The sequence below is a fragment of the Streptomyces sp. NPDC003697 genome (assembly GCF_053587115.1).
On record NZ_JBSFNN010000031.1, the window covers coordinates 22246 to 43112 of the forward strand.

The window sequence follows — 20867 nt, forward strand, 5'->3', positions numbered from 1 at the left end:
TGCGCGGCAGAGACGACGCCCGTCGCCCCCGACCGCCGGGGCAACTACGGCAACCAGGTCCGCGACCTGCCCGAGACGGCCGGGTGGCTGACCCGGCTGCAGGCCTCGCCGCCCGCCGCTGACCGCTCCCCTCCCCCGCTCCCCCAAGGAGATCCGACATGGCCGACCCCACGACCGTCTGCCCGCGCTGCGCGCACGGCACCGTCGAGCACGTCCACGCCTCCCCCGTCCCCGGTGTCCGGGACCGGCGCCCCTCGGCCGCCGGGTCCCCCGCCGGCCGCAGCGTTTGCCGTGGCCGCGGGGGCGGAGGAGCCTCGGAGGTGAGCCCGCCGCGGTCGGCTCGGCACGGCCGCGGTCCGCGGAGGAGGTCAGCATGGCTACCACGCCACCCCCCACCCTCGACACGGAAACGCTGCGCCGGTGCATCGAGGGGGACAGCGCGGCGGACCTCGTGTCGCTCTACGCGGACGACGCGGAGGTGCGCATCGTGGACCGCACCGCCCAGCCCAGCCACCCCAAGGTCCTGCAGGGCCGCGCGCAGATCGGCTCCATGCTCGACGACGTCTACAGCCGGGACATGACGCACCGGCTGGAGCGTTGCGTCGTCCAGGGCGACCAGGCCGCCTTCGTCGAGTCCTGCCAGTACGCGGACGGGGTCCGCGTACTGGCGGAGTCGATGCTGTCGCTGCGCGACGGCAGGATCAGTGAGCAGGTCATGATCCAGGCATGGGACGAGTAGGCAGGCGCCGGGCGAGGTTCCGTCTGGCCCGGGACGTTCTCGGCTCGCGCCGGGCCGGGGCGGTCCCGCTTCCGGCCGGAGGGCCGGCCTGCGCGGCGCGACGGCGGGTGTGTCCGTCCCGCTGCTCCGCCGGGCACTGGGCACGCCGCGGCCGGCCCTGCCCCGCGTCCCTCACGCCCGCGCGCGCCGCTCACCCGTCGTGACCGGCGATTCGGCCGCTGGTTTCGCACGCCCCGCGCGGCCCCGCACGCCGTGGCCCTGGCGTCAGCGTGACCGGCGGTTCGGCCGCTGGTTCCGCCCGGTCCTGGAAACGGCCGGTGCGGGGCGACCGGTCCTCGGCCGCCGCGTCCGGACGCCGAGCAGTCGGAGCTGTCGCGTCCGGCCGTGGCGCGCGTCCGCCGGCCGGCCTCAGGCGGGAGGCGGGCGCCAGCCCGGTGGGCGCAGGATGCCCAGCAGTTGCCGCACGAGTTCGTCCACGACCTCGTCCAGGGACGCGTCCACCCACCCGGCGCTCCAGTCGTGGAGCAGCCCGTTGACGCTGCCGATGAACGCGGCGGCGGCGATCCGGTAGTCGCGCGGTGCCGCCTCCCCGCGCGCCACGGCGGCCCGGGCCTCGGCGCGGATCAGGTCGACCCACTGGGCGCGGCGCGCCAGGCGCTGCTCCTCCAGGCGCGGGCTGACGCCGATGACCTCGACGAAGGTGATGCGGACCCGGCGCGGATCGGCGGTGACCCCGGCGGCGTACGCGTGGAAGAGCATGGCGACGCGTTCGGCGAGCGGCAGCCCCTCCGCTTCGGCGAGCGCGGCGAGGACCGCCTGTTCGGCCCAGTCGTTGACCTGCAGGTGCAGGGCGGCCAGGACGTCCTCGAGGGTGCGGAACTCCTCGTAGAACTGGCGGGTGGACAGCCCGGCGGCCTCGCTGAGGGCCGCGACGGTGGTGGAGCGGAAACCGGGGGCGCCGCCGAACAGCTCCAGCGCCGCGTCCAGGAAACGCCGCCGCCGCTCGGCCTGTCGCTCGGCGGCGGACTTGCCGCCGTAACGGCCGGTCGGCGCCCTGAGCCTGCCCGCCACGGTCCCTCCCTCGTCCCCCGAGGTTCGATTTTGTCGTGCACGCGCTCTTGTGGTGAAGGGCGCCTCTCCTTACTTTTCAGTAAGTTCACTGTGAAAGCGCGCCTGTTCAGACTTCCGGCCCGCCGCGCACCGCCGTGTCCGTGCGGGCAACCCCCCATCACAGAGGAGAGAGCAGTCATGCCCGCCTCCAGAACCAGGCACCTTCGCTCCGTGGCCGCCGCCCTCGTCCTGACCGTCGCCGCACCCGCCACCGCCGCCACAGCCGGCACCACTGCCACCGCCGTTACCACCGCCGCGCAGGCCTCCTCCGAAACCGCGCTGCGCGAGGTGCTGTTCGTCGGCAACAACTGGGACGGCACCGCCGACGTCATCGAGTCCAGCGGCGACTACGCGAGGATCGGCCGCGTCGACGTCGTCCCCGACCGGGCACAGCGGATGGCGGAGATCAACGCCGACCCCGTCCGGTGGATCTACTTCCAGGCCATCCGCAACGGCGTCGGCGAGGGCCACGACCAGTTCGCCGACGACATGTACACCACCCCGGACGGCACCGCGGTGGTGGTCTCGCGGCCCAGCTTCGCCGACGTGGTCTCCATCGACCTGGCCACCGGCAGGATCAACTGGCGCTTCCCCGTGTCCGGTTACCGCGCCGACCACATGGCCGTCTCCCCCGACGGCACCCGGGTGGCGGTCTCGGCGTCCACCGCGAACACCGTGCATGTGCTGGACATCCGCACCGGGAAGCAGCTCGGCTCGTTCGCGACCGGCGACAAGCCGCACGAGAACGTCTTCACCCGGGACGGGAAGTACATCTGGAACATGTCCATCGGGGACGTCAACACCTCGCTGGACGACCCCGGTTGGGACTGGACCAAGGGCGACCGGCACATCACCGTCGTGGACGCCGCCACCTACCGGCAGGTCCGCACCATCGACATGCGCCGGCGCCTGGACGCGATCGGTCTGAACGACTTCTCGGACGCGGTGCGGCCCGCCGTCTTCTCCCCCGACGAGTCCACGCTGTACTTCCAGGTGTCCTTCTTCAACGGCTTCCTGGAGTACGACGTCGCCGCCGACAGGATCACCCGGGTGAAGACCCTGCCGAAGAACCCGGCGACCAGCGAGGACCGCACCACCTGGGTGAACGACTCCCGCCACCACGGCATGTCGATGAACCCCGCGGGCACCAGGCTGTGCGTCGCGGGCACCATGGACGACTACGCCACCGTCGTGGACCGCGCGACCCTCCAGGAGGGGCCGCTCGTCACCGCCTCCAAGCCCTACTGGGCCACGGTCAGCGGTGACGGCAAGGACTGCGTCGTCTCCGAGAGCGGCGCCGACCGGGTCACGGCGATCGACTTCGCCACCGGGCGCAAGACCGTGTCCGTCCCGGTCGGCGACCACCCGCAGCGCGTCCGGCTGGGCCACGTGCCGGCGGACTGGTCCGGCTCGTCGGCCGGGTGACGCTCTCCGCCCCGCGCGGAAGGACGACCGGGGCAGCCGGCCGCCCCGGTCGCTCGGCGTCCCGGGGCGGGCGCCTGCGCTGATCAACGGCGCCACGGCACGGAGAGCCGGACGGGCGCCGGGCGGCGGACCACCGCCCGGCGCCGGGCTCGCCGCACTCGCCGCCTCCCGGGTGCGGACATAAAGTGACCTGCGTCACCTCGGTCACCGACTGCCCTGGCTTCCGCCCGCACCGTCCCTGGAGGGCGCATGACCCACATCTCGGTGAAGGTGGACGGCACCACGTACGAGGACGACGTCGAACCCCGGCTGCTGCCGGTCCACTACCAGCGTGACCGCCTGGGCCCGGCCGGCACGGAGTACGCGGTGACGGTCCCAGGCCGTGACAGGGGCGGAGCGGGCGGCCGGCCGCCGGGGCCCCGGACGGTTCGCCCGCCGGCACGGGACGGGCGCGGCCCCGGCGGGGGGCCGGCCGTAGTGGAAGGAGCGGAGTGTGCGTGACATCCTCCCGGTGCTCGGGCGCTGGTACGCGGCTCGGGCGCCGTTCGGTCTGGCCACGGTCGTCTCGGTGAGCCGCAGCGCGCCGCGCGACCCCGGCGCGGCCATGGCCGTCGGCCCGGACGACGAGGTCGTGGGCAGTGTGTCCGGGGGCTGCGTGGAGGGTGCGGTGTTCGAACTCGCGCGGGAGGTCGTCGCGAGCGGCGAGGCGCGCACGCAGACGTTCGGCTACAGCGACGAGGACGCGTTCGCGGTGGGACTGACCTGCGGCGGTGAGATCACCGTCCTGGTCAGGCCGGTGACGCCCGAGTCCGATCCGGCGTTCGGCGCGGTCGCGGCGTCGGTGGCCGCGGGCGAGCCGGTGACCGTGGCCACGGTGGTCGGCGGGCCCGCGCCCCGCGGGGCGGCGTTCGCGGTGTGGCCGGAGTCGGTGGCGGGCACGCTGGGCGCCCCGGGTCTGGACGTCGCGGTGACCGCCGACGCGCGCGGCGAACTCGCCCTCGGCGCCACCGGCCTGCGGCACTACGGACCCCACGGCGAGCGGCGCGAGGACGCCGTCACCGTCTTCCTGCACTCCTTCGCCCCGCCGCCGCGGATGCTGGTGTTCGGCGCGATCGACTACGCGGCCGCGGTGGCCCGGATCGGCGCGTTCCTCGGCCACCGGGTCACGGTGTGCGACGCCCGCCCGGTGTTCGCGACGCCGAACCGGTTCCCGGACGGCGTCGAGGTGGTCGTGGACTGGCCGCACCGGTACCTGCGCGGCACGGACACCGACGAGCGCACCGTGATCTGCGTGCTCACCCACGACCCGAAGTTCGACGTCCCGCTGCTGGAGGAGGCGCTGCGCCGGCCGGCCGCCTACATCGGCGCCATGGGCAGCCGGCGTACCCACGACGACCGGCTGAAGCGGCTGATCGAGGCCGGGCTCACGCGGGCCGAGCTGTCCCGGCTGCGCTCGCCGGTCGGACTCGACCTCGGGGCGCGCACCCCCGAGGAGGTCGCCGTGTCCGTCGCCGCGGAGATCGTCGCGCTGCGCTGGGGCGGCAGCGGGGCGCCCCTGACCGCGACCGCCGGAGCGATCCACCCGGCCGGCCCCCCGAGCACCGAGGAGTGAGTCATGGAACGGCACCACGAGTTCACCGCCCCCGTCCCGGTCGAGACGAGACCTGGCGGGCGCTCGTCGACATCGAGCGAAACAGCGACCTGTCGGTGACCGGGCGCCCGGCGCAGTTCGGGCGGGGGCTGGGCGAGGTGGGCGACCGGCTGGTGGGGCAGTTCGCGCAGTGCCTGTCACGGCAGCTCACCCGGGCGGCGGCGCAGACGCCCGCCGAGGCCGGGCAGGAGCGTGTCGACCGCGTCACCGCGGCCTCGGCACAGTCGTCCGTGGGGCGCGAGCGGAAGACCACGGAGCCCGGGCCGATCAACGTGCTCCGCACCGCGGGGCTCCCCCCGGCCCGGCGGGCCGCCGTCGTGGCGTCCGGCGCGGCCGTCGTCGTGCTCGTCGTCGTGTGCGTGCGCGGGCTGCGGCGGTCGTGAACCGGTGGCCCCGGGCAGATGGGCCCGCCCGGATTCGCCGGCCCGGCACTTTTCCGGTGATTTTCCGGATTCCGCAGTGTGGGGTCGGAAGGAAGGGGTAGTCGCCGCACGACGGATGAGGCGTGCATGGCCTCTGCCGCACATGTGCAGCAAACCGTACGTGGGAAGGAGGTCCGTGAGAGCGCACACTCGCAACGCTCGGGCCGCTTCCATGCGGGGAGTGGCCCGGCCCCTCCCGAGAAAGGCATGAACGACCTCGGGGCGGCCCCTGACCGGGGGTCGCCCCTCCTCCATGTCCGCCGCGCGTTCAGCCGTGCCGCCGCGCGCTGGGCCGCGGCGCCGCCGTCCCCGGGGCGGCGGCCGGGTGGTCCCGGCGCCGGGCGGCCGCCGCGCCGGAAGCGCCGCGCTGCCGGTCTCAGCGGCGCGGCAACCGGTGGAGTGCGACGTCCGTGAGCCGGCCGTCGGCGGCCTCCATCGTCATGTACGTGCAGTACGGCTGACGGCGGCGGTCGGTCGGCGATCCCGGGTTGAGCAGGCGCAGCCCGGAGGGCGCGGTGGTGTCCCACGGGATGTGGCTGTGGCCGAAGACCAGCACGTCGAGCTCCGGGAAGCGGGCGGCGCAGCGGGCCTCGCGGCCCTGGGCCGGGCCCGTCTCGTGAACGGCGCCGAAGCGCAGTCCGCCCAGTTCGGCGCGGGCCACCTCGGGGAGGCGGGCGCGCAGCTCGGGTCCGTCGTTGTTGCCGTACACGCCGATCAACCGGCGGCTGCGATGCTCCAGCAGGTCGAGGGTGGCGACGTCGATCCAGTCCCCCGCGTGGAACACCACGTCGGCGCGCGGAAGCTCGGCGAGCAGTTGGCCGGGCAGCTCCTTGGCGCGCTTGGGGAGATGGGTGTCGGACATCAGAAGCAGACGCACCGGCTCAGCGTACTGCCGGGCACCGGGCCCGCTCGTTCGGTCCTCAGGTCGAGCTGTTCAGGCTGAACTGGACAGTTTCACCTGACGGTCCTACGGTGACGGTATGGATCATCCTCCTGTCGAGGTACCGGCCGGGATCTCGCTCTCCGCCGCGCGCGCCGCGCGGGACCTGCGCGTGATGTTCAGCCGGCTGCGGCGCCGGATCCGCGAGGTCGCCCAGGACGAGGACCTCACGCCGTCGCAGGTGTCCGCGCTGGCACTGGTCGGCAAGCACGGCGCCGCCACGGCCAGTGCCCTGGCCTCCGCCGAGGGTGTCCGGCCGCAGTCGATGGCCGCCACGCTCGGCGCGCTCGACCAGCACGGGCTGATCCGGCGCAGCCCCGACCCCGACGACGGCCGGCGCCAGCTCGTGACGCTGACCGACGCGGGACGCGAACGTCTGGAGGGCGACCGGCAGGTCCGCGAGGAGTGGCTGGCCCGGGCCTTCGAGGACCGGTACACCGAGGAGGAACGACGGACGCTCGTCGAGGCTTTCGCCCTGATGGAACGGCTGACCCGGGCGTGATACCGAGGCCGGCCCGCACCGTCCGGACGAGCCGGGGGGCGGACCGGCCACCGCCGGCCGGCTTCGACCGCCGGCTGGTCGCCCCCATGGTCCTGGGCTCCGTCCTGAACCCGGTCAACTCCTCCATGATCGCCGTGGCGCTCGTCCCCATCGGTGCCGCCTTCGGGGCGCCCCCGGCGCGGACGGTGTGGCTGGTGACGGCGCTGTACCTGGCCACGGCCGTGGGACAGCCGGTCGTCGGACGGCTGGTGGACATGTACGGTCCCCGCCGCCTCTACCTCCTGGGCACGGCCCTGGTCGGCGTCGCCGGGCTGCTGGGCGTGTTCGCCCCGTCGCTGGGCGCGCTGATCGCCGCGCGGGTGCTGCTCGGGCTCGGCACCTCGGCCGCGTACCCGGCGTCCATGCAGCTCACCCGGCGCGAGGCCGAGCGCACCGGCCGGGACAGTCCGGCCGGGGTGCTGACCGCGCTCGCCGTCGCCAACCAGACGGTCTCCGTGGTCGGTCCCGCGCTCGGCGGGCTGCTGATCGGCGCCGCCGGCTGGCGTGCCGTCTTCACGGTCAACCTGCCGCTGTCCGCGGCCTGCCTGGTGCTCGGCGCACGGCGGCTGCCGAAGGAGAGCGGCACGGCAGGACCCCGGCGCGACGTCGACCTGCCCGGCATGGGCCTGTTCGCCGCCCTGCTCGTCTCGGTCATGCTGTTCCTGATGCAGCCCCGGCTCGCTCACTGGTACCTGCCGCTGCTGGCCGCGGTCGCGGCCGCCGCCTTCGCCGCGCGGGAGCTGCGCCGGGCGGAGCCCTTCGTCGACCTGCGCGTCCTCGGCGGGAACCGGCCGCTGCTGGCCACATACCTGCGCCAGCTGCTCGGCTACACCACCTCGTACGCCTTCATGTACGGCTACACGCAGTGGCTGGAGGAGGGCCGGGGGCTGAGCGCGTCGGCCGCCGGACTCGTGCTGCTGCCGCTGTCGGCCAGTGCGCTCGCCGTGTCGAGCCTCACCGGCCGGCGGGAGGCGATACGGGTCAAGCTGGTCGTCGGCGGCGTCGTCCAGGTCGCGGCCTGCGCCGCCCTGCTGCTGGTCGGTTCCGGCAGCCCCCCGTGGGTGCTGCTCGCGGCCGGTGCCGTGATGGGCGTCCCGCAGGGGCTGATCGGCCTCGCCAATCAGAACGCGCTCTACCGGCAGGCGGATCCGGCGCGGATCGCCTCCGCCGCCGGGCTGCTGCGCACCTTCATGTACCTCGGCGCGCTGGCGGCGTCCGCCGCCACGGCGGCGTTCTTCCCGCACCGCGCCGACACCTCCGGCCTGCACGACCTGGCGCTGTTCATGCTCGCCGGATCGGCGCTCCTCCTGGCGAGCACCCTCCCCGACCGTTCGCTTCTCACGCTCACCCCCCGAAAGGCCTGACCATGGCACTGACCGCCCTCGACCCGCGCACCGCCCTCGTCGTGATCGATCTGCAGGCCAGCATCGTCGCGGCCCCCACCGCGCCCTACTCCGGCGCCGACGTCGTCGCCCGGAACGTGGAGCTCGCCGACGCGTTCCGCGCCCGTGACCTGCACGTCGTCCTGGTACGGGTCTCCTTCGCCGCCGACTTCGGCGACGTCCCTCCCGGCCGGACCGAGGCGCGGGGCTCCGGCGGCGGCCGTCCCGAGGGCTGGGACGTCATCGTCCCGGAACTGGCGGGCCACGACGGCGACATCACCGTCACCAAGCACAACTGGGGCGCCTTCCACGGCACCGACCTGGATGTGCAGCTGCGCCGCCGCGGGGTGACCCAGATCGTGCTGACGGGCATCGCCACCAGCATCGGCGTGGAGTCCACCGCACGTGCCGCGCACGAGCACGGCTACCACGTCACCCTGGTCACCGACGCGATGTCCGACCTCGACGGGGAGGCCCACCGGGGCAGCGTGAAGCACATCTTCCCGCGCCTGGGCGAGACGGGCACCACGGCCGAGGTCCTCGAACTGCTGGCCAAGACGCACGGGTGACGATCGCCGGCCGGGCGCGACCGCGCGTACCCGGCCGGCGCTCCCCCGCTCAGCCGCCGGCGAGCTCCCGCCGGTCAGCCGCTGCCGGTGCCGCCGCTGCCGAACGAGCCGCTGGAGCCGTCCTCCCAGCGCGGGCGCGACTGGTCGTCGCTGCGCCGGCTGCCGGAGGAGCCGAGTTCGTGCGGGGTCAGCCGGCGACCGGTCTCCTCGGCGGAGGGGACCTCGTCCGGCTCGCGGCGCTGCCGTGTCTCGTGGGCCGGCCCGGAGTCGGGCAGCGTCGGGTGCTCACCGCGCCGCGGCGTCCTGGGTTCGCGCTGTTTCACCTTGATGCCGAGCCGGACGGCCCACACCAGGGCGCCGGCGACGACCAGACCGCCGACGACGGCGAGGACCACGCCGAGGGCCGGGCCGGACGCGGCTGCTTCGTACCGGATGGTGTCCATGGACGACGACTACCCGGCATCCCCGTGAATACGTGGCCCACGGGTCAGGCCGACGGTCCGGGATCGCTGCCCTCGCCGTCGCGTGCCGCCCGTTCGACGTCCGCCTCGATCTGCGTGCGGGGCCGGCCCTCGTCGCTCGCGTACTCGTTCACGGCGGCCTGCAGGTCACGCGCCAGGTCGCGCCAGGCCCGCAGGGCCGTCTCGTACGTCTGGGTCTGCACCCCGGTCCACCGCTCCTGCGCGGGCGGCCCGTACTTCGCCCGCATCTGTTCGACGCGGGCATGCGCCTCGTCCGCGGCGCGCTGCTTCGCCACCAGCTCTTCGAAGGTGTGTGACACAGGGAAAAACCCTACGCACGGCCGCCTCGCCGCGCCGCCTCGACGTGCCGGGCCGGTGTCCGCCGCACCCGTGTGGCGGGGTGGCCGGCGCGTCCTCCCGGTGCCGGTCCCTCACCGGTTGAGCACCAGCTCGCCCCACACCTGCTTCCCGCCGCCGGCGGGCAGCGTCCCCCAGGTATCCGACACCGCCTCGACCAGGAGGATCCCGCGTCCGCCGGTCGCCTCCCAGCCGATGCCCGTCGGCTTGACGGGGCTGCGCGGCGAGGAGTCGGCGACGGCGACGCGCAGGCGGTCGCCGACGAGGGAGAGGTCGAGACGGACCTGGCCGCCGGTGTGCACCAGGGCGTTGGTGACCAGTTCCGAGACGACGAGGAGGACGGCGTCCGCGTCCTCTGCCACTCCCCAGGAGCGCAGGGTGCGCCGGGTGAAGCGGCGGGCGTGCCGGGCCGCCTCCGGCACCCGCCACACCGTCCAGCTCTCCCGGAGCGGGTGCACGGCCATGCCGTCGTAGCGCACGAGCAGCAGGGCGATGTCGTCGTTGCGGCCGGCGTCGCCGAGCAGGGCGTCGGCGACCAGCCCGAGGTGGGCGGGGTCGGCGGCGGCCAGACCACGGGCGAACCGGTCCATGCCCTCGTCGATGTCGGCGCCGGCGGACTCCACGAGGCCGTCGGTGGTCAGGGCGAGCACGGTGCCGGGCTGGAGCCGCAGCGGCGTCATCGGGAAGTCGGCCCCTGTCTGGACGCCCAGCGGCGGTCCGCCGTCCGCCTCCGCGGTCTCGACCCGGCCGTCCGGGTGGCGCAGCAGGGGCGGCAGGTGCCCCGCGCGGACGCACCAGGCGGATCCGGCCTCCATGTCGACGTCGACGTAGCAGCAGGTGGCGAAGAGGTCCGTCTCCATGTCGAGCAGGAGGCGGTTGGCGTGCGAGACCACCACGTCCGGGGGGTGTCCCTCGGCGGCGTAGGCGCGCAGCGCGGTGCGCATCTGGCCCATCAGCGTCGCGGCGCCCGCGCTGTGGCCCTGGACGTCGCCGATGACGAGGGCGACGTGGTGGTCGGGCAGCGGGATCAGGTCGTACCAGTCGCCGCCGAGCTCCAGGCCGGCCGTGGCGGGCAGATAGCGGGCGACGGCCTCCGCGCCGGGCAGCCTCGGCAGCCGGCGGGGCAGCAGGGTGCGCTGGAGCATGCCGACGAGTTCGTGTTCGGCATCGAAGGCCCGGGCGCGCATCAGGGCCTGGCCGGCCAGGCCCGCGGCGGCGGTGAGCAGGGCGCGCTCGTCGGGGCTGAAGTCGTGCGGGGCGTCCCAGCCGATCAGGCAGGCGCCGGTCACCCGGCCGCCGGCGGCCAGTGGCAGCGCGGCGAGGCCGCCGCGGCCCACGTCGGCGAGGGCGGGTTCCAGGTCGGTCGCACCGGACCAGATGCCGGCCCGGCCCTCGCGCAGCACGGCGGCCAGGGTGGGCATGGACCGCACGGGCGCGTCGGGCCACTCGGTGCGCCACTCCTGGCGCCACAGCTCGGGCCAGGCCTCCGGCTCCGGCGGGTCGAGGACGGTGACGACCAGGCGTTCGTTCTCCAGTTCCGCGAGGGCGATCCGGTCGGCCTGGAGCGGCTCGCGCAGGGCGGCGACGACGGCCCCGCCGACGTCCCGGACGGTGACCGCGGTCGCCAGGGCCGCCGCGAGGCGCTGGACCCGGGCGACATCGGTGACGCCGGGACGCAGGGTGGAGGCGTCGGCGACGGTGCCGACCAGACGCGCCGGCCGGCCCTCCCCGCCCGGCAGCAGCCGTCCGCGCAGCCGCAGCCACTTGGGCGGCCCGGCGGCCTGCAGGACGCGGAACTCCAGCTCGCGCTCCCCGATGGACATGTGGTCGGCCTCGACCACGGACATCAGCGACGGAAGATCCTCCGGCACGGTCAGGGCGAGCAGCGTCTCGACCCTGCCGTCGAAGTCGGCGCGGGCGATGCCGAACAGGCCGAGGAGCCCGTCGCCGGCCTCCACCCGCCCGCTGTCCATGGCGAGGCTGAACGCGCCGGCCGCCGGCCGGCCCGCGCGGGCGGCCGCGGCGGGGGCCGGACAGTCGACGGCGCCGGCGATCAGTTCGAGGCACGCGCGGTCCTCGGGGCCGAACCCGCCGGGGGCCTCCGTCACCGCGAGCAGACAGCCGCCGGTCTCACCGCGCAGCGGCAGCGCGGCCAGGGAGACGTCCCCCTCGGGCATCCGCCGGGACTCGGCGTACCCGCTCAGCTCCTCGGGCCTCAACCACACGGCCCGCCCGGTGCGATGGGCCTCGGTGACGGGGAAGCATCCGGTGCGGGGATAGGCGTCCCGCAGTCCGTACAGCGTCCTCGGCACACCGGCGGCCTCCGCGAGGCACAGTGCGCCGCTGCGCTCGTCGGGCGTGTAGACGCCGGCGAACGCGGCGCCGCCGAAGACGAGGGCCAGTTCCAGGATCCGGCGGAGCCGGCCGGGCGCGGCGGGCTCGCCGATGACGGACGCCACAGCACGCTCGGCACGCGCGGCCTTGGTTCCCCGTACCGTTGCGCCCTCTCCGACCACGTTGGCCACTACAGCGCTTATGGGCCGTGCGCGCAGCCCCCTGTGACGGGTTCCGCGGACGTGCGGGACCCCGCTCGGGACGCGGACGGTGCCGGCGGCCGGCGGGCGTGCGTTCCGTGTGAACGCCGAGCGGGCATGACCGCCCTGCCGCTTCCGTCCCCGGTTCGAGGACCGCGTGCCCGGCGCTTGCGCGCGGCCGGAGGTCCCGCCGGCTGCCGGGCGCCGGACCGGGGGACACCGTCGGGGCCGTGCGCGACGGTTCATCGAGGACGCATGGGGCCAGTTCGACAACGACCACATCCGGCCCGGCGCCCCGCTGTTCCCGAGCGAGCGGAAGAACGCCGACGGTTCCGCACGCCGGGTCGGCGACGACGCCCTGCGCAACGGCCTCGACGACGCCGTCGAGGCTCATACTCCGGGCTGGGCAGACAAGTTGACGCCGCGGGTGCTGCGGCATTTCTGCGCGTCCGAACTCTAGGGGAATGGGCTGGACTTGCTCGCGATGCAGGAGGTCTTGGGACATTCCTGGATCGCTACCACCATGCGGTACATCGACGTGCAGCAGAGCCGGGTCGAGGACGCCTGGACCACCGGGATGGAACGGGGCGCGAAGCGGCTGGAAGGACTGGCCCGATGAGGTGGAACCCGCGGCTGACCGCCGCGATGTCGACCTCGGCAATCGCCGGACGCCGGCCAGGCTGTCGTAGGGCAGGCCCACACCCTGCGCGACGAGCACACCGCCCTGCGCGGCCCGGGCACGGGCTGGCACCTGCACGAGTACCGCCGTTCCGCCCTGACCCATCGGCGAGCAGGGTGCCTCGCCGCATGCTGATGGCGAAGTCCCGGCACAAGAAGCCGGAAGAACGTCCGCCGCTCCTTCAACCCCTCCCCCGAGGTGATCTCCGAGCTGTTCAGCTTGCTCGCCCCGGGTGACGCCCGCCGTTGACCGCCTGCGCCGGGCAGGGCCGGCCCGCGTGGGCGGGGGCGCTCAGCGCGGAATGACCCAGCCCGGTGCCCAGGTCCCGGCGGCGTCGTGGCCGGCCGTCGTGGCGGCGAGGTGGGTGCGGAGGGTGGCGAGCGCTGGGTGGGGGTTGTCGCGGTGCCAGAGGAGCGAGTGCGGGTAGACGGGTGTCGGGTCGGTCACCTGGATGCGGCGCAGGCCGTGGTCGGCCGGCCAGATGAGGCGGGTGTGCTCACCCATGAAGGTGGCCAGGGCAGGGGTGTCGGCGATGGTGTCGAGGAGCGCGTCGGAGCCGAAGTTGGGGCCGGCCACCTCGATGGTGAGGCCGAACTCGGCGACCAGGTCGTCGTAGTAGGCGCCCCACTCGGTACCGGGGGCGATGCCGGGCATCCAGATCCGGTGCCCGGTGAGCTGGGCGACGGTCACCGACCGGGCGCCCGCCAGTGCGTGGGCGGGGCCGGTGAGGAGCTGGAGCGGCTCGTCGAGCACCCGGGCGGAGGCGATGTCCTCGGGAAGAGGTCGGCCGGGCGCGGCGACGGCGCGGAAGGACGCGTCGATCGCACCGGAGCGAAGGGCGGCGACGGCGGTCTCGATGTCGAACAGCATCATCACGTCGAGGTCGATCTCGGGGTGTGCGCGATGGAAGCCGCGCATCAGGCTCGACTGCGCGCTGCGCGAGGCGATCACGTCGACGCGCAGCGGACGGCGGCCGGGGCGCACGGATTCGCCTGCACGCTCGGCGACGCGCAGCAACTCCCGTGCGTGGGGCAGGAACACCTGACCATCGATGGTGAGCTCAGCGCCACGTGGGGCACGGGTGAACAACCGCACGCCGAGGGTGCGCTCCAGCGCGGCGATGCGTTTGGAGACGGCCTGCTGGGTGATCGACAGGTCGGCGGCGGCTTTCTGAAACTGGCCCGCTCCCGCGACGGCGACGAAGGTACGTACTGCTTCGAGATCCACGCCGACCCACCCTAGTGAACAACCGGTCGTTGTGGATTGCCGGCAGATCGGTTGTTTGACCTGCTGTTGTCCTGCCCGCTTACCTCTCATCGGTCAACGTCGGCTTGTTCGGGTGGGACATCAAAGGGAGTGCGCTGAGCATGGTGGGCAGGAGACGGTTGGGCCGGCAGTTCGGCTGGCTGTGGGCGTCCTATGCGGTGAGCGCGTACGGGTCCGGGCTGGGGTTCGGGGCGTTGCCGCTGATCGCCGTGCTGGTGCTGCATGCCGGACCTGCTGAGGTGTCCGCGCTCTCCGCGGTGGGGCCTGCGGTGGGTGCGCTGATCGCGGTGCCGCTCGCGCCGTGGGTGGAGTTCCGGCGCAAGCGCCCGGTCATGATCATGATAGACCTGGCCCGGTTTGCGGCCATGGCGACGATCCCCGTCGCCTACGCCTTCGGACGGCTCGGTTTCGTCCAACTGCTTGTGGTCTCGGCCGTGGTCGCCGCAGCCAGGATCTTCTTCAACGCGGCCGGGGGCGCCTACCTCAAGGTCCTCGTCCGACCGGATGACCTGCTCGTCGCCAACGCGCGGCTCGAGTCCACGAACTGGAGTTCCATCGCGGTCGGGCCACCACTGGGCGGGGCGGCGATCGGCCTGTTCGGGCCGGTCACCACCGTGGTGGCCGACGCGCTCAGCCACCTGCTCTCCGCGCTGGGCATCACCGCGATCCGCGGCCGGGAAGAAGGAACGCGAACAACCGACAAGAACCTGGTCCGGGCAGGCGCACTGCTCGACGGTTGGCGACACATCATGGGCCACCCCGGGCTGCGGCCGCTCTACCTCAACCAAGTGCTCGTAGCCGGTCTGATCATGGCCACCGAACCGCTGCTGGCCGTGCTCCTGCTTCGCCAGCTCGGGTTCCCACCCTGGCAGTACGCCCTCGCCTTCGCCGCCCCCTGCCTCGGCGGGCTCATCGGCTCCCGGCTGGCCCGCCGGGTCGTGGCCCGCTTCGGCCGGCACTGGGTCTTCCGGACCGTCGGCACCCTGCGCGCCGTCTGGCTGATCGGCCTCGCCTTTGTCCGTCCCGGCGTCGTCGGCCTCGTCACCGTGATGGCCGTCGAGCTGGCAATCATCATCAACATGAGCCTGTTCAGCCCGGTGCTCGCCACCTACCGGCTCGAACAAACCCCAAGGCATCTCGTCGCCCGCACCCTGTCGGCCTGGTCGATCGGGCAGCAGGCGTTCATCGCCGTCCTCAGCGCGCTGGGCGGGCTGCTCGCCGATGACACCAGCCCACGCACCGCTCTCACGGCCGCGGGGCTGCTCATCCTGACCACCCCGTTCCTGCTTCCCCGACAGGAACAGACGTCGCACCACGAGCCGGAACTGTCCCGCAGTCACTCATGAGCCACCACAACTTGCCACTCGCAGGCCACGCCGCGTCAACCTGGCACACCACCGGTTATGGAGAACTCGCGTGAACACTGCCCCGCGCTTGACCCCCCTCACGCCGCTGGACTACACGGCGCCGAACCGGGTTTGGGCTTGCGCAGCGCGGGGCGCCGCTGGCCGCCATGCACCGGAACCGTACTGGCGCAGGGACGAGGGGCTGCAACTCGGCATCGGGCCTTCCTCTTCGGTCTGGAGAAGGCCGCGCGGGTCGAGGCGGAGACCACGCGGCAGCCGCCGGCCGCGTTCTTCGAGGCGGCGCCGGGGCACATGTGGGCGTGGGCGCGGGCGCGGCGGTGATGCCGGGGACGACGTCGAACCGGTGTGCCGGCGGCGCAGCGGGCCGGGGTGAGGGGGGTCTTGGTCAAGACCGGGAAGTATCCGCCGGAGACGCATGAGGCGGCGAGCGGTACGCCCGATCATGCGATCGACTCGTTCGCGGATCTGCCCACGCTCGTGCGGGAGTTGAGAGGGCCAGCTCAGCGGCACTCCTCCACAGAGCGGAATTACCGTTTTGGACGCTTTTAGTTCATTTGTTCTTGACCTCCGGGATGCCCGCTGGCCAGAATGGCCGTAGATTCGCAACGTAGACGTACCGGGGAGAGGACAGCGTACGTATACGTGCACTGGGAGCCTCTTCCCATGTCAGGAGGCCGTGCTGATGACCGGCACCGACACCCGCTCACTCTCCACCTCCCCGTGCACGGACCTGAACGGACCGCCGGGAAACACTACGCCGCAGCTCACCGTCGTCGTGCCGACCCGGAACGAGCAAGAGGTGATCCCTCTGCTGCTGCAATCCCTGGGGGACGCTTTTTCGCGCCTGCCCGTCGAGGTCCTCTTCGTCGATGACAGCGACGACGACACCCCCGCCACCGCCGCCGCTCACGCCGCGCTGTGTCCAAGACGCGTTCGGATGGTGCACCGCGCGCCCGAAGAGCGCTCGGCGGGGCTGGGGGGCGCGGTAATCACGGGAGCACGGCAGGCGCGCGGCGCGTGGGTGCTGGTGATGGACGCCGACCCGCGGCACCCACCGGAAGCGGCGGCGGCAATCGCCCGGACCGCCCTGGGACACGACGCCGACATCGTGGTAGGGACCAGCCACCCCGGATCGGGCTCCAGCGCCGGCCTGGACGGCGCCGGACGGTCTGCCGCCTCCAACGGCAGCGCGCTGCTCGCGAAAGCGTTCTTCCCACGCTGTCTGGCCACGGTCTCCGACCCGACGAGCGGGCTGTTCGCCTTCCGCAAGGACGCCGTCGACCTGGACCGGCTTCATCCGCTGGGGTTCAAGATCCTTCTTGAGCTCCTCGTCCGCAATCCGTCGGCGCGAGTGGCCGAGGTGGCTTGTACTTTCGCGCCGCGCGCCGCGGGCCGGTCCAAGGCATGGCTCCGCGAGGGGATCACCTATCTGCGCCATCTCGCACGGCTGCGCGCGGGACGCCGACAGAGCGGTGGGCACGCCGGTGAACTCGGCCGATTCGTCGGGTTCGGGCTCGTCGGAGCGAGCGGTGTCGGAGTGAACACGGCCGCCCTGTGGTTCTTCTACAGCCTCCTGAGCATCCCGGCCGTGCTGGGCGCGACCCTGGCGACCCAGGTGTCCACGGCCTGGAACTTCGCCCTCGTCGAAGCCCTTGTCTACCGGGGCACCGGCCACGGCATCCGTGCAGGTCGCGGAGTCCGCTTCTTCGCGCTGAACAACCTGTTACTGCTCGGCCGCCTGCCGGTCCTGGCCTGGCTGGTGGGCATCGGAATCGGAGTCCTCACGGCCAACGTCGTCACCCTCGCACTGCTGTTCCTGCTGCGCTTCCTGTTCAGCGACCGGCTCATTTACAGGGCCGGCGACCGTCCCACGGCGAAGCGAGATCCGGTGCGCACGCTGGTCGATCCCGCGGCTCCCGCCACCACGCCGTCCACGGCGCACGGCGGGCACAAGCGGACGCGGTACCTCTCCCACCGCTACGACATCGCCGGCCGGGTCACCGTCGGATCCCAGGTTCCACTGCCCGAACTGGAGTTTTTCCGCTGCCAATGGCTGTCAGCGACCGACTGCGACATCGTCGTCCGGGTCAGCGACATCGGGCGCCGCACGCCGCATCACCGTACCGCCCTGACCGAACTCGCCCGCGAGGTCGACGGCTGCCCCGCGAGCCTGCGGTACGAAGAACAACTCGGGCGTCTGGGTGCCAACTTCCGGGTCGATCTGGGCCACCCGATCTCCGTGGAGGTCAGCCCACTGCTCGCGCATTCCCCGCACGTCGTCTACACCAACGTGATCGAGGCCCTGCTGCGCTTCGTCCTCGTACCCCGCGGCTGGATGCTGCTGCACTCCGCGTGCCTCGATCTGGACGGTACCGGCGTGATGCTCTCCGCCCTGACCGACACCGGAAAGACCGCCACCGTCCTCAGACTCCTGCGCGAGCACGACTGGCGTTTCCTCTCCGACGACATGACCTTGATCGACGCCGACGGACACGGGCTGTGCTTCCCCAAACCGCTCACCATCAGCGCCCACACGCTCCGCGCGGTCCACGCCGACGACCTGACCAGAGCGGAATGGATGAAGCTGATGGTGCAGAGCCGGCTGCACTCCAAGGAAGGCCGCTCGTTCGCCCTCGCTCTTGCCCGCCTCAACCTGCCCATCATGGCCATCAATGCCCTCACCCAGATCGTGGTGCCACCGCCCAAGTACGCCGTCGACCGGCTCGTGCCCTGCACCATCGGCACCACCACCGAGGTCCGGGACCTGTTCGTCATCGAGCGGGGCGCCCCCCGGCTGGCCGAGGTGCCGTACGACGAGGCGCTCCGGCGGCTGCTGGGCAACACCGAGGACGCGTACGGCTTTCCCCCCTTCCGCTACTTCGCGCCGGCGCTCACGATCGACGGCCTCGACCACGCCCACCTACGCATCCGTGAACGGGAGATCCTCTCCGGGTTCCTGTCCGGCGTGCGGGTGCGGATACTGGCCTCCGACTGCTTCGGCTGGGCCGACGAGATACCCCGGCTGCTGGCCCGGGAAGGGGGGCAGGCGGCTTCCTCCACCCGCGCCGACGGCGTGGAATGGCCGCACTCGGCCTCGCGGTTCGAAACTCCGCTCGCCGCGCCGGATGCCCGTCGCTCGATGCGCGCCGGAGGACCGCCATGACGCGGCAAGCCCGCACAGACCTGCACGCGACGGGGTTCCCCGCATTCCGCACCCAGTCCCTGCCTGGCCGGTGGGCGAGATCGTTCCACTCCGCGGTGCTGGGGTTCCCGGAACCGGCCCACCCGCCTGACGGAGGGTCAACGAGGTCATCCAGTAGTCAGCCGCGCTGTCCCCCCGCCCTGGAGCAGGCCGTGACCGCCTCCGCGGAGGAGCGGCGCTGCTCCTGGACGTCACCCTGGTTCCCGCCTGGCGGTGCGTCGCCGTAGTGACCGAGGCCAATTCGATGTCGGGGCGTCGTCGGTGGTGATTCATTTCCGCTGGGGGTGGCTTGCAGGCAAGGTTTGGGAGGCGGTGTCGTCCGTCTCAGATCCACGTTTTCGGTCCCGGAGAGAATCTCAGGGGAAGCAATGGGCACAACTGCGACTGGACCGGAGCCGCCACCCCGTCGGGAATCGTTGTTGCGTCTCGTCGGCAGAGTCAACCTGCCGCTTCTCGGCATCGTCGTCCTGGCTGCGGTCCTGCGACTGGTGCAACTGCAACGAATCGGCCTGCGCGGTGACGAGGCCGTCTACGCCGGCCAGGCCGGCGTGCTGGCCGGCGCCCACGAACTCGACCGCTACTTCATACTGATCAGCCGCGGGAATTCGAACTTCCTGCTGTATCAGGAGATACTGTCGGTCGTATTCCGGGTATTCGGGGTCGGGGACGTGTCAGGGCGGGTCGTCTCCGCTGTGTTCAGTACACTGACAGTGCCGGTGGTCTACTGGATAGCTCTGACGTTCTATGGTCGGCGCAGCGCTCTGTTCGCAGCACTCATGTTCGCGATCAGCGGCTATTCGATCTCGCTGGGCCGGCTTGCTCTGCTGGACTCCACGCTTGCATTTTTCGGCACGCTCACCATTCTCTGCGCGGTCAGGCTCGTGCACACCGAGCGCCCCGGGTGGCTGTACGCCATGGCGGCCGCCGCCGCGCTGACCATCCAGGCCAAGGTCACTGGCGGCCTCGCATTGGCGGTGGCGATCGGCTACGTCGCCTTCGCCGGGAACGTACGCAATCTCGCGACTCCCCGTCGCGTGGCCCTCGCCATGCTCACAGCGGTGGTGGCCTGCGTGCCGGCGATCATACAGATCGTTCAGCACTGGGACACCTTCAGAGATTTCCTGGGATCGAGCCTGCGGCGGAACAGCGCCGTTCCGTGGTACTACTACGAGAAGTTGTTGCTCTCCTACGAGGGCGCGATCATGGTGGCGTTGTGGGTCCTGGGGGCCGCCCTGGCTGCCCGCCACCGAACCCGTGGCGACAAGCTGTTGCTTCTGTGGGTCTTCGCGATGGGCTGTTTCTATTCGCTCTACTCCCTGAAAGCGTTCAACTACCTCCTCCCGGTGATTCCGGCGTTGTCGATCCTCGCCGGTCGTGCGCTCGGTTCGGTCTCCTACTCGGTGCGACGGCCGCAAGTTGTGCGGTGGGCGCCTGCCGTCCTCGCGCTCGCGGTGATCGTGACGGCCGTCCCGAACATCACAAAGTCGTTCGACGACAGGCCCTACCCTGGTCTGCGCGAGGCCGCCAAGTGGATCGCGTCGGAATCTCCTCGGGATGCAGGCGTGATGGTCCTGTCCGACGGCTCGGCACAATACATCTTCGCTTACTACGCGCACCGCGATTCCTATCCGTTCGGGCGCTTCAACCTCGCGACGATCCTGCCGGGGGGAACGATCGTCCCGGCATCCGCTCCAACAGGGGGTGCGCGGACACCACGGGACTGGGTGACGGAGTGGCCGAACCGGTTGATTGCGGACGGGACGGTGTCGTACCTCGTCTACTACACCCCTTGGGGGGACGACCCGCCAACGGAAGACCAGGTGAACCGCACGGTTTGGCATCGCCGCCTGCAGATGTTTGTCGAGCGATATCACGGCCAGTTGGTCCACGTCGAATACCGCCACCACGAGGCGCGGACATGGATCTACCGACTGACGACCCGCCGCCCCCGGCCGGTTCTTGGCGCCGAGATCAACGGACCGACAGTTTCCTTGACCGGTAGCGGTTTTATGGCGAATTCGCGGCTCACGGTGACGTACAACGGAAAAGTCGTCGCACGTGGTCGTTCCGACCTGAAGGGCGCGGCCTCCGTCACGATGGCCATGCCGTCGGGGACCCGGCCACGATCTCTGCTCGTCATGACGGACTCAGCGGGCCGGTATGCGTCGCTGGTGTTTCCCAAGCCGACGCGATTGGAGGCACGGCCATGAGGCAGCGCGAGG

General features: G+C 72.3%; 19 protein-coding genes and 2 pseudogenes. 15 read left to right on the forward strand and 6 right to left on the reverse strand.

Features of this window, described 5'->3' with window-relative positions; all coding sequences use genetic code 11:
- Positions 1 to 373 precede the first annotated feature (373 nt).
- Positions 374 to 739 carry a nuclear transport factor 2 family protein gene (locus ACWDNY_RS15185; protein ID WP_451646204.1) on the forward strand — a complete coding sequence of 122 codons (366 nt, stop codon included), beginning with the start codon at positions 374 to 376 and terminating at the stop codon, positions 737 to 739.
- A gap of 408 nt (positions 740 to 1147) precedes the next feature.
- Here the strand turns inward: ACWDNY_RS15185 and ACWDNY_RS15190 are convergent, their stop codons facing one another.
- Positions 1148 to 1810, reverse strand: a complete 663-nt coding sequence (locus tag ACWDNY_RS15190) for a TetR/AcrR family transcriptional regulator (RefSeq protein ID WP_451646205.1) — start codon at positions 1808 to 1810, stop codon at positions 1148 to 1150.
- A 177-nt stretch (positions 1811 to 1987) separates the two neighbouring features.
- Between ACWDNY_RS15190 and ACWDNY_RS15195 the strand changes: the two genes are divergently transcribed.
- From ACWDNY_RS15195 to ACWDNY_RS15210, 4 genes and pseudogenes are all read left to right on the forward strand, one after another.
- A complete protein-coding gene (locus tag ACWDNY_RS15195) occupies positions 1988 to 3274 on the forward strand; it encodes a YncE family protein (RefSeq protein ID WP_451646206.1) in 1287 nt (428 codons plus the stop codon).
- Positions 3275 to 3523: 249 nt separating this feature from the next.
- Positions 3524 to 3631: pseudogene (locus tag ACWDNY_RS15200) on the forward strand ((2Fe-2S)-binding protein); the annotation flags it as partial.
- A 136-nt stretch (positions 3632 to 3767) separates the two neighbouring features.
- Positions 3768 to 4886, forward strand: coding sequence for an XdhC family protein (locus ACWDNY_RS15205; protein WP_451646207.1), 1119 nt, complete (start codon positions 3768 to 3770; stop codon positions 4884 to 4886).
- The gene (locus ACWDNY_RS15210) at positions 4883 to 5308 is read left to right on the forward strand and encodes a hypothetical protein (protein WP_451646208.1); all 426 of its coding nucleotides are present in this window, start codon (positions 4883 to 4885) and stop codon (positions 5306 to 5308) included. Before ACWDNY_RS15205 ends, ACWDNY_RS15210 begins: the two co-directional genes overlap by 4 nt.
- Before the next feature lie 415 nt (positions 5309 to 5723).
- On the opposite strand, the gene ACWDNY_RS15215 is transcribed toward ACWDNY_RS15210, so the two are convergent.
- Positions 5724 to 6224: a metallophosphoesterase family protein gene (locus ACWDNY_RS15215; protein ID WP_451646209.1), complete on the reverse strand. Its 501-nt coding sequence runs from the start codon at positions 6222 to 6224 to the stop codon at positions 5724 to 5726.
- Between the two features lie 103 nt (positions 6225 to 6327).
- Here ACWDNY_RS15215 and ACWDNY_RS15220 point away from each other — a divergent pair, with 103 nt between their 5' ends.
- Genes ACWDNY_RS15220 through ACWDNY_RS15230 form a run of 3 tightly spaced genes read left to right on the forward strand, consistent with a single transcriptional unit; the run spans position 6328 to position 8779 of the window.
- Positions 6328 to 6789, forward strand: a complete 462-nt coding sequence (locus ACWDNY_RS15220; protein ID WP_451646210.1) for a MarR family winged helix-turn-helix transcriptional regulator — start codon at positions 6328 to 6330, stop codon at positions 6787 to 6789.
- Positions 6786 to 8192, forward strand: a complete 1407-nt coding sequence (locus ACWDNY_RS15225; RefSeq protein WP_451646211.1) for an MFS transporter — start codon at positions 6786 to 6788, stop codon at positions 8190 to 8192. The genes ACWDNY_RS15220 and ACWDNY_RS15225 overlap by 4 nt, the downstream gene beginning before the upstream one ends.
- 2 nt (positions 8193 to 8194) lie before the next feature.
- Positions 8195 to 8779, forward strand: a complete 585-nt coding sequence (locus tag ACWDNY_RS15230; protein ID WP_451646212.1) for an isochorismatase family protein — start codon at positions 8195 to 8197, stop codon at positions 8777 to 8779.
- Positions 8780 to 8853: 74 nt separating this feature from the next.
- Here ACWDNY_RS15230 and ACWDNY_RS15235 read toward each other — a convergent pair whose 3' ends face one another.
- The 3 genes from ACWDNY_RS15235 to ACWDNY_RS15245 all read right to left on the reverse strand — a co-directional run bounded on the left by ACWDNY_RS15235 (position 8854) and on the right by ACWDNY_RS15245 (position 12122).
- Entirely contained in the window at positions 8854 to 9222 is a 369-nt protein-coding gene (locus tag ACWDNY_RS15235) for a DUF6479 family protein (RefSeq protein ID WP_451646213.1), read from the reverse strand.
- A gap of 44 nt (positions 9223 to 9266) precedes the next feature.
- Positions 9267 to 9560, reverse strand: coding sequence for a hypothetical protein (locus ACWDNY_RS15240; RefSeq protein ID WP_451646214.1), 294 nt, complete (start codon positions 9558 to 9560; stop codon positions 9267 to 9269).
- A 111-nt stretch (positions 9561 to 9671) separates the two neighbouring features.
- On the reverse strand, positions 9672 to 12122 hold the full coding sequence (locus tag ACWDNY_RS15245; RefSeq protein ID WP_451646215.1) for a SpoIIE family protein phosphatase: 2451 nt from the start codon (positions 12120 to 12122) through the stop codon (positions 9672 to 9674).
- A 166-nt stretch (positions 12123 to 12288) separates the two neighbouring features.
- Between ACWDNY_RS15245 and ACWDNY_RS15250 the strand changes: the two genes are divergently transcribed.
- From ACWDNY_RS15250 to ACWDNY_RS15260, 3 genes and pseudogenes are all read left to right on the forward strand, one after another.
- A complete protein-coding gene (locus tag ACWDNY_RS15250) occupies positions 12289 to 12591 on the forward strand; it encodes a hypothetical protein (protein WP_451646216.1) in 303 nt (100 codons plus the stop codon).
- A 36-nt stretch (positions 12592 to 12627) separates the two neighbouring features.
- On the forward strand, positions 12628 to 12750 hold the full coding sequence (locus tag ACWDNY_RS15255; RefSeq protein ID WP_451646217.1) for a hypothetical protein: 123 nt from the start codon (positions 12628 to 12630) through the stop codon (positions 12748 to 12750).
- A gap of 45 nt (positions 12751 to 12795) precedes the next feature.
- Positions 12796 to 13059: pseudogene (locus ACWDNY_RS15260) on the forward strand (site-specific integrase); the annotation flags it as partial.
- Positions 13060 to 13101: 42 nt separating this feature from the next.
- On the opposite strand, the gene ACWDNY_RS15265 reads toward ACWDNY_RS15260, so the two are convergent.
- The gene (locus tag ACWDNY_RS15265) at positions 13102 to 14037 is read right to left on the reverse strand and encodes a LysR family transcriptional regulator (RefSeq protein ID WP_451646218.1); all 936 of its coding nucleotides are present in this window, start codon (positions 14035 to 14037) and stop codon (positions 13102 to 13104) included.
- 140 nt (positions 14038 to 14177) lie between these two features.
- Between ACWDNY_RS15265 and ACWDNY_RS15270 the strand changes: the two genes are divergently transcribed.
- The 4 genes from ACWDNY_RS15270 to ACWDNY_RS15285 all read left to right on the forward strand — a co-directional run bounded on the left by ACWDNY_RS15270 (position 14178) and on the right by ACWDNY_RS15285 (position 20855).
- Entirely contained in the window at positions 14178 to 15422 is a 1245-nt protein-coding gene (locus ACWDNY_RS15270; protein ID WP_451646219.1) for an MFS transporter, read from the forward strand.
- A gap of 390 nt (positions 15423 to 15812) precedes the next feature.
- On the forward strand, positions 15813 to 15992 hold the full coding sequence (locus ACWDNY_RS15275; RefSeq protein WP_451646242.1) for an HAD hydrolase-like protein: 180 nt from the start codon (positions 15813 to 15815) through the stop codon (positions 15990 to 15992).
- Positions 15993 to 16125: 133 nt separating this feature from the next.
- Positions 16126 to 18606, forward strand: a complete 2481-nt coding sequence (locus ACWDNY_RS15280) for a glycosyltransferase (RefSeq protein ID WP_451646220.1) — start codon at positions 16126 to 16128, stop codon at positions 18604 to 18606.
- Positions 18607 to 19064: 458 nt separating this feature from the next.
- On the forward strand, positions 19065 to 20855 hold the full coding sequence (locus ACWDNY_RS15285; protein WP_451646221.1) for an ArnT family glycosyltransferase: 1791 nt from the start codon (positions 19065 to 19067) through the stop codon (positions 20853 to 20855).
- Positions 20856 to 20867: the final 12 nt, after the last annotated feature.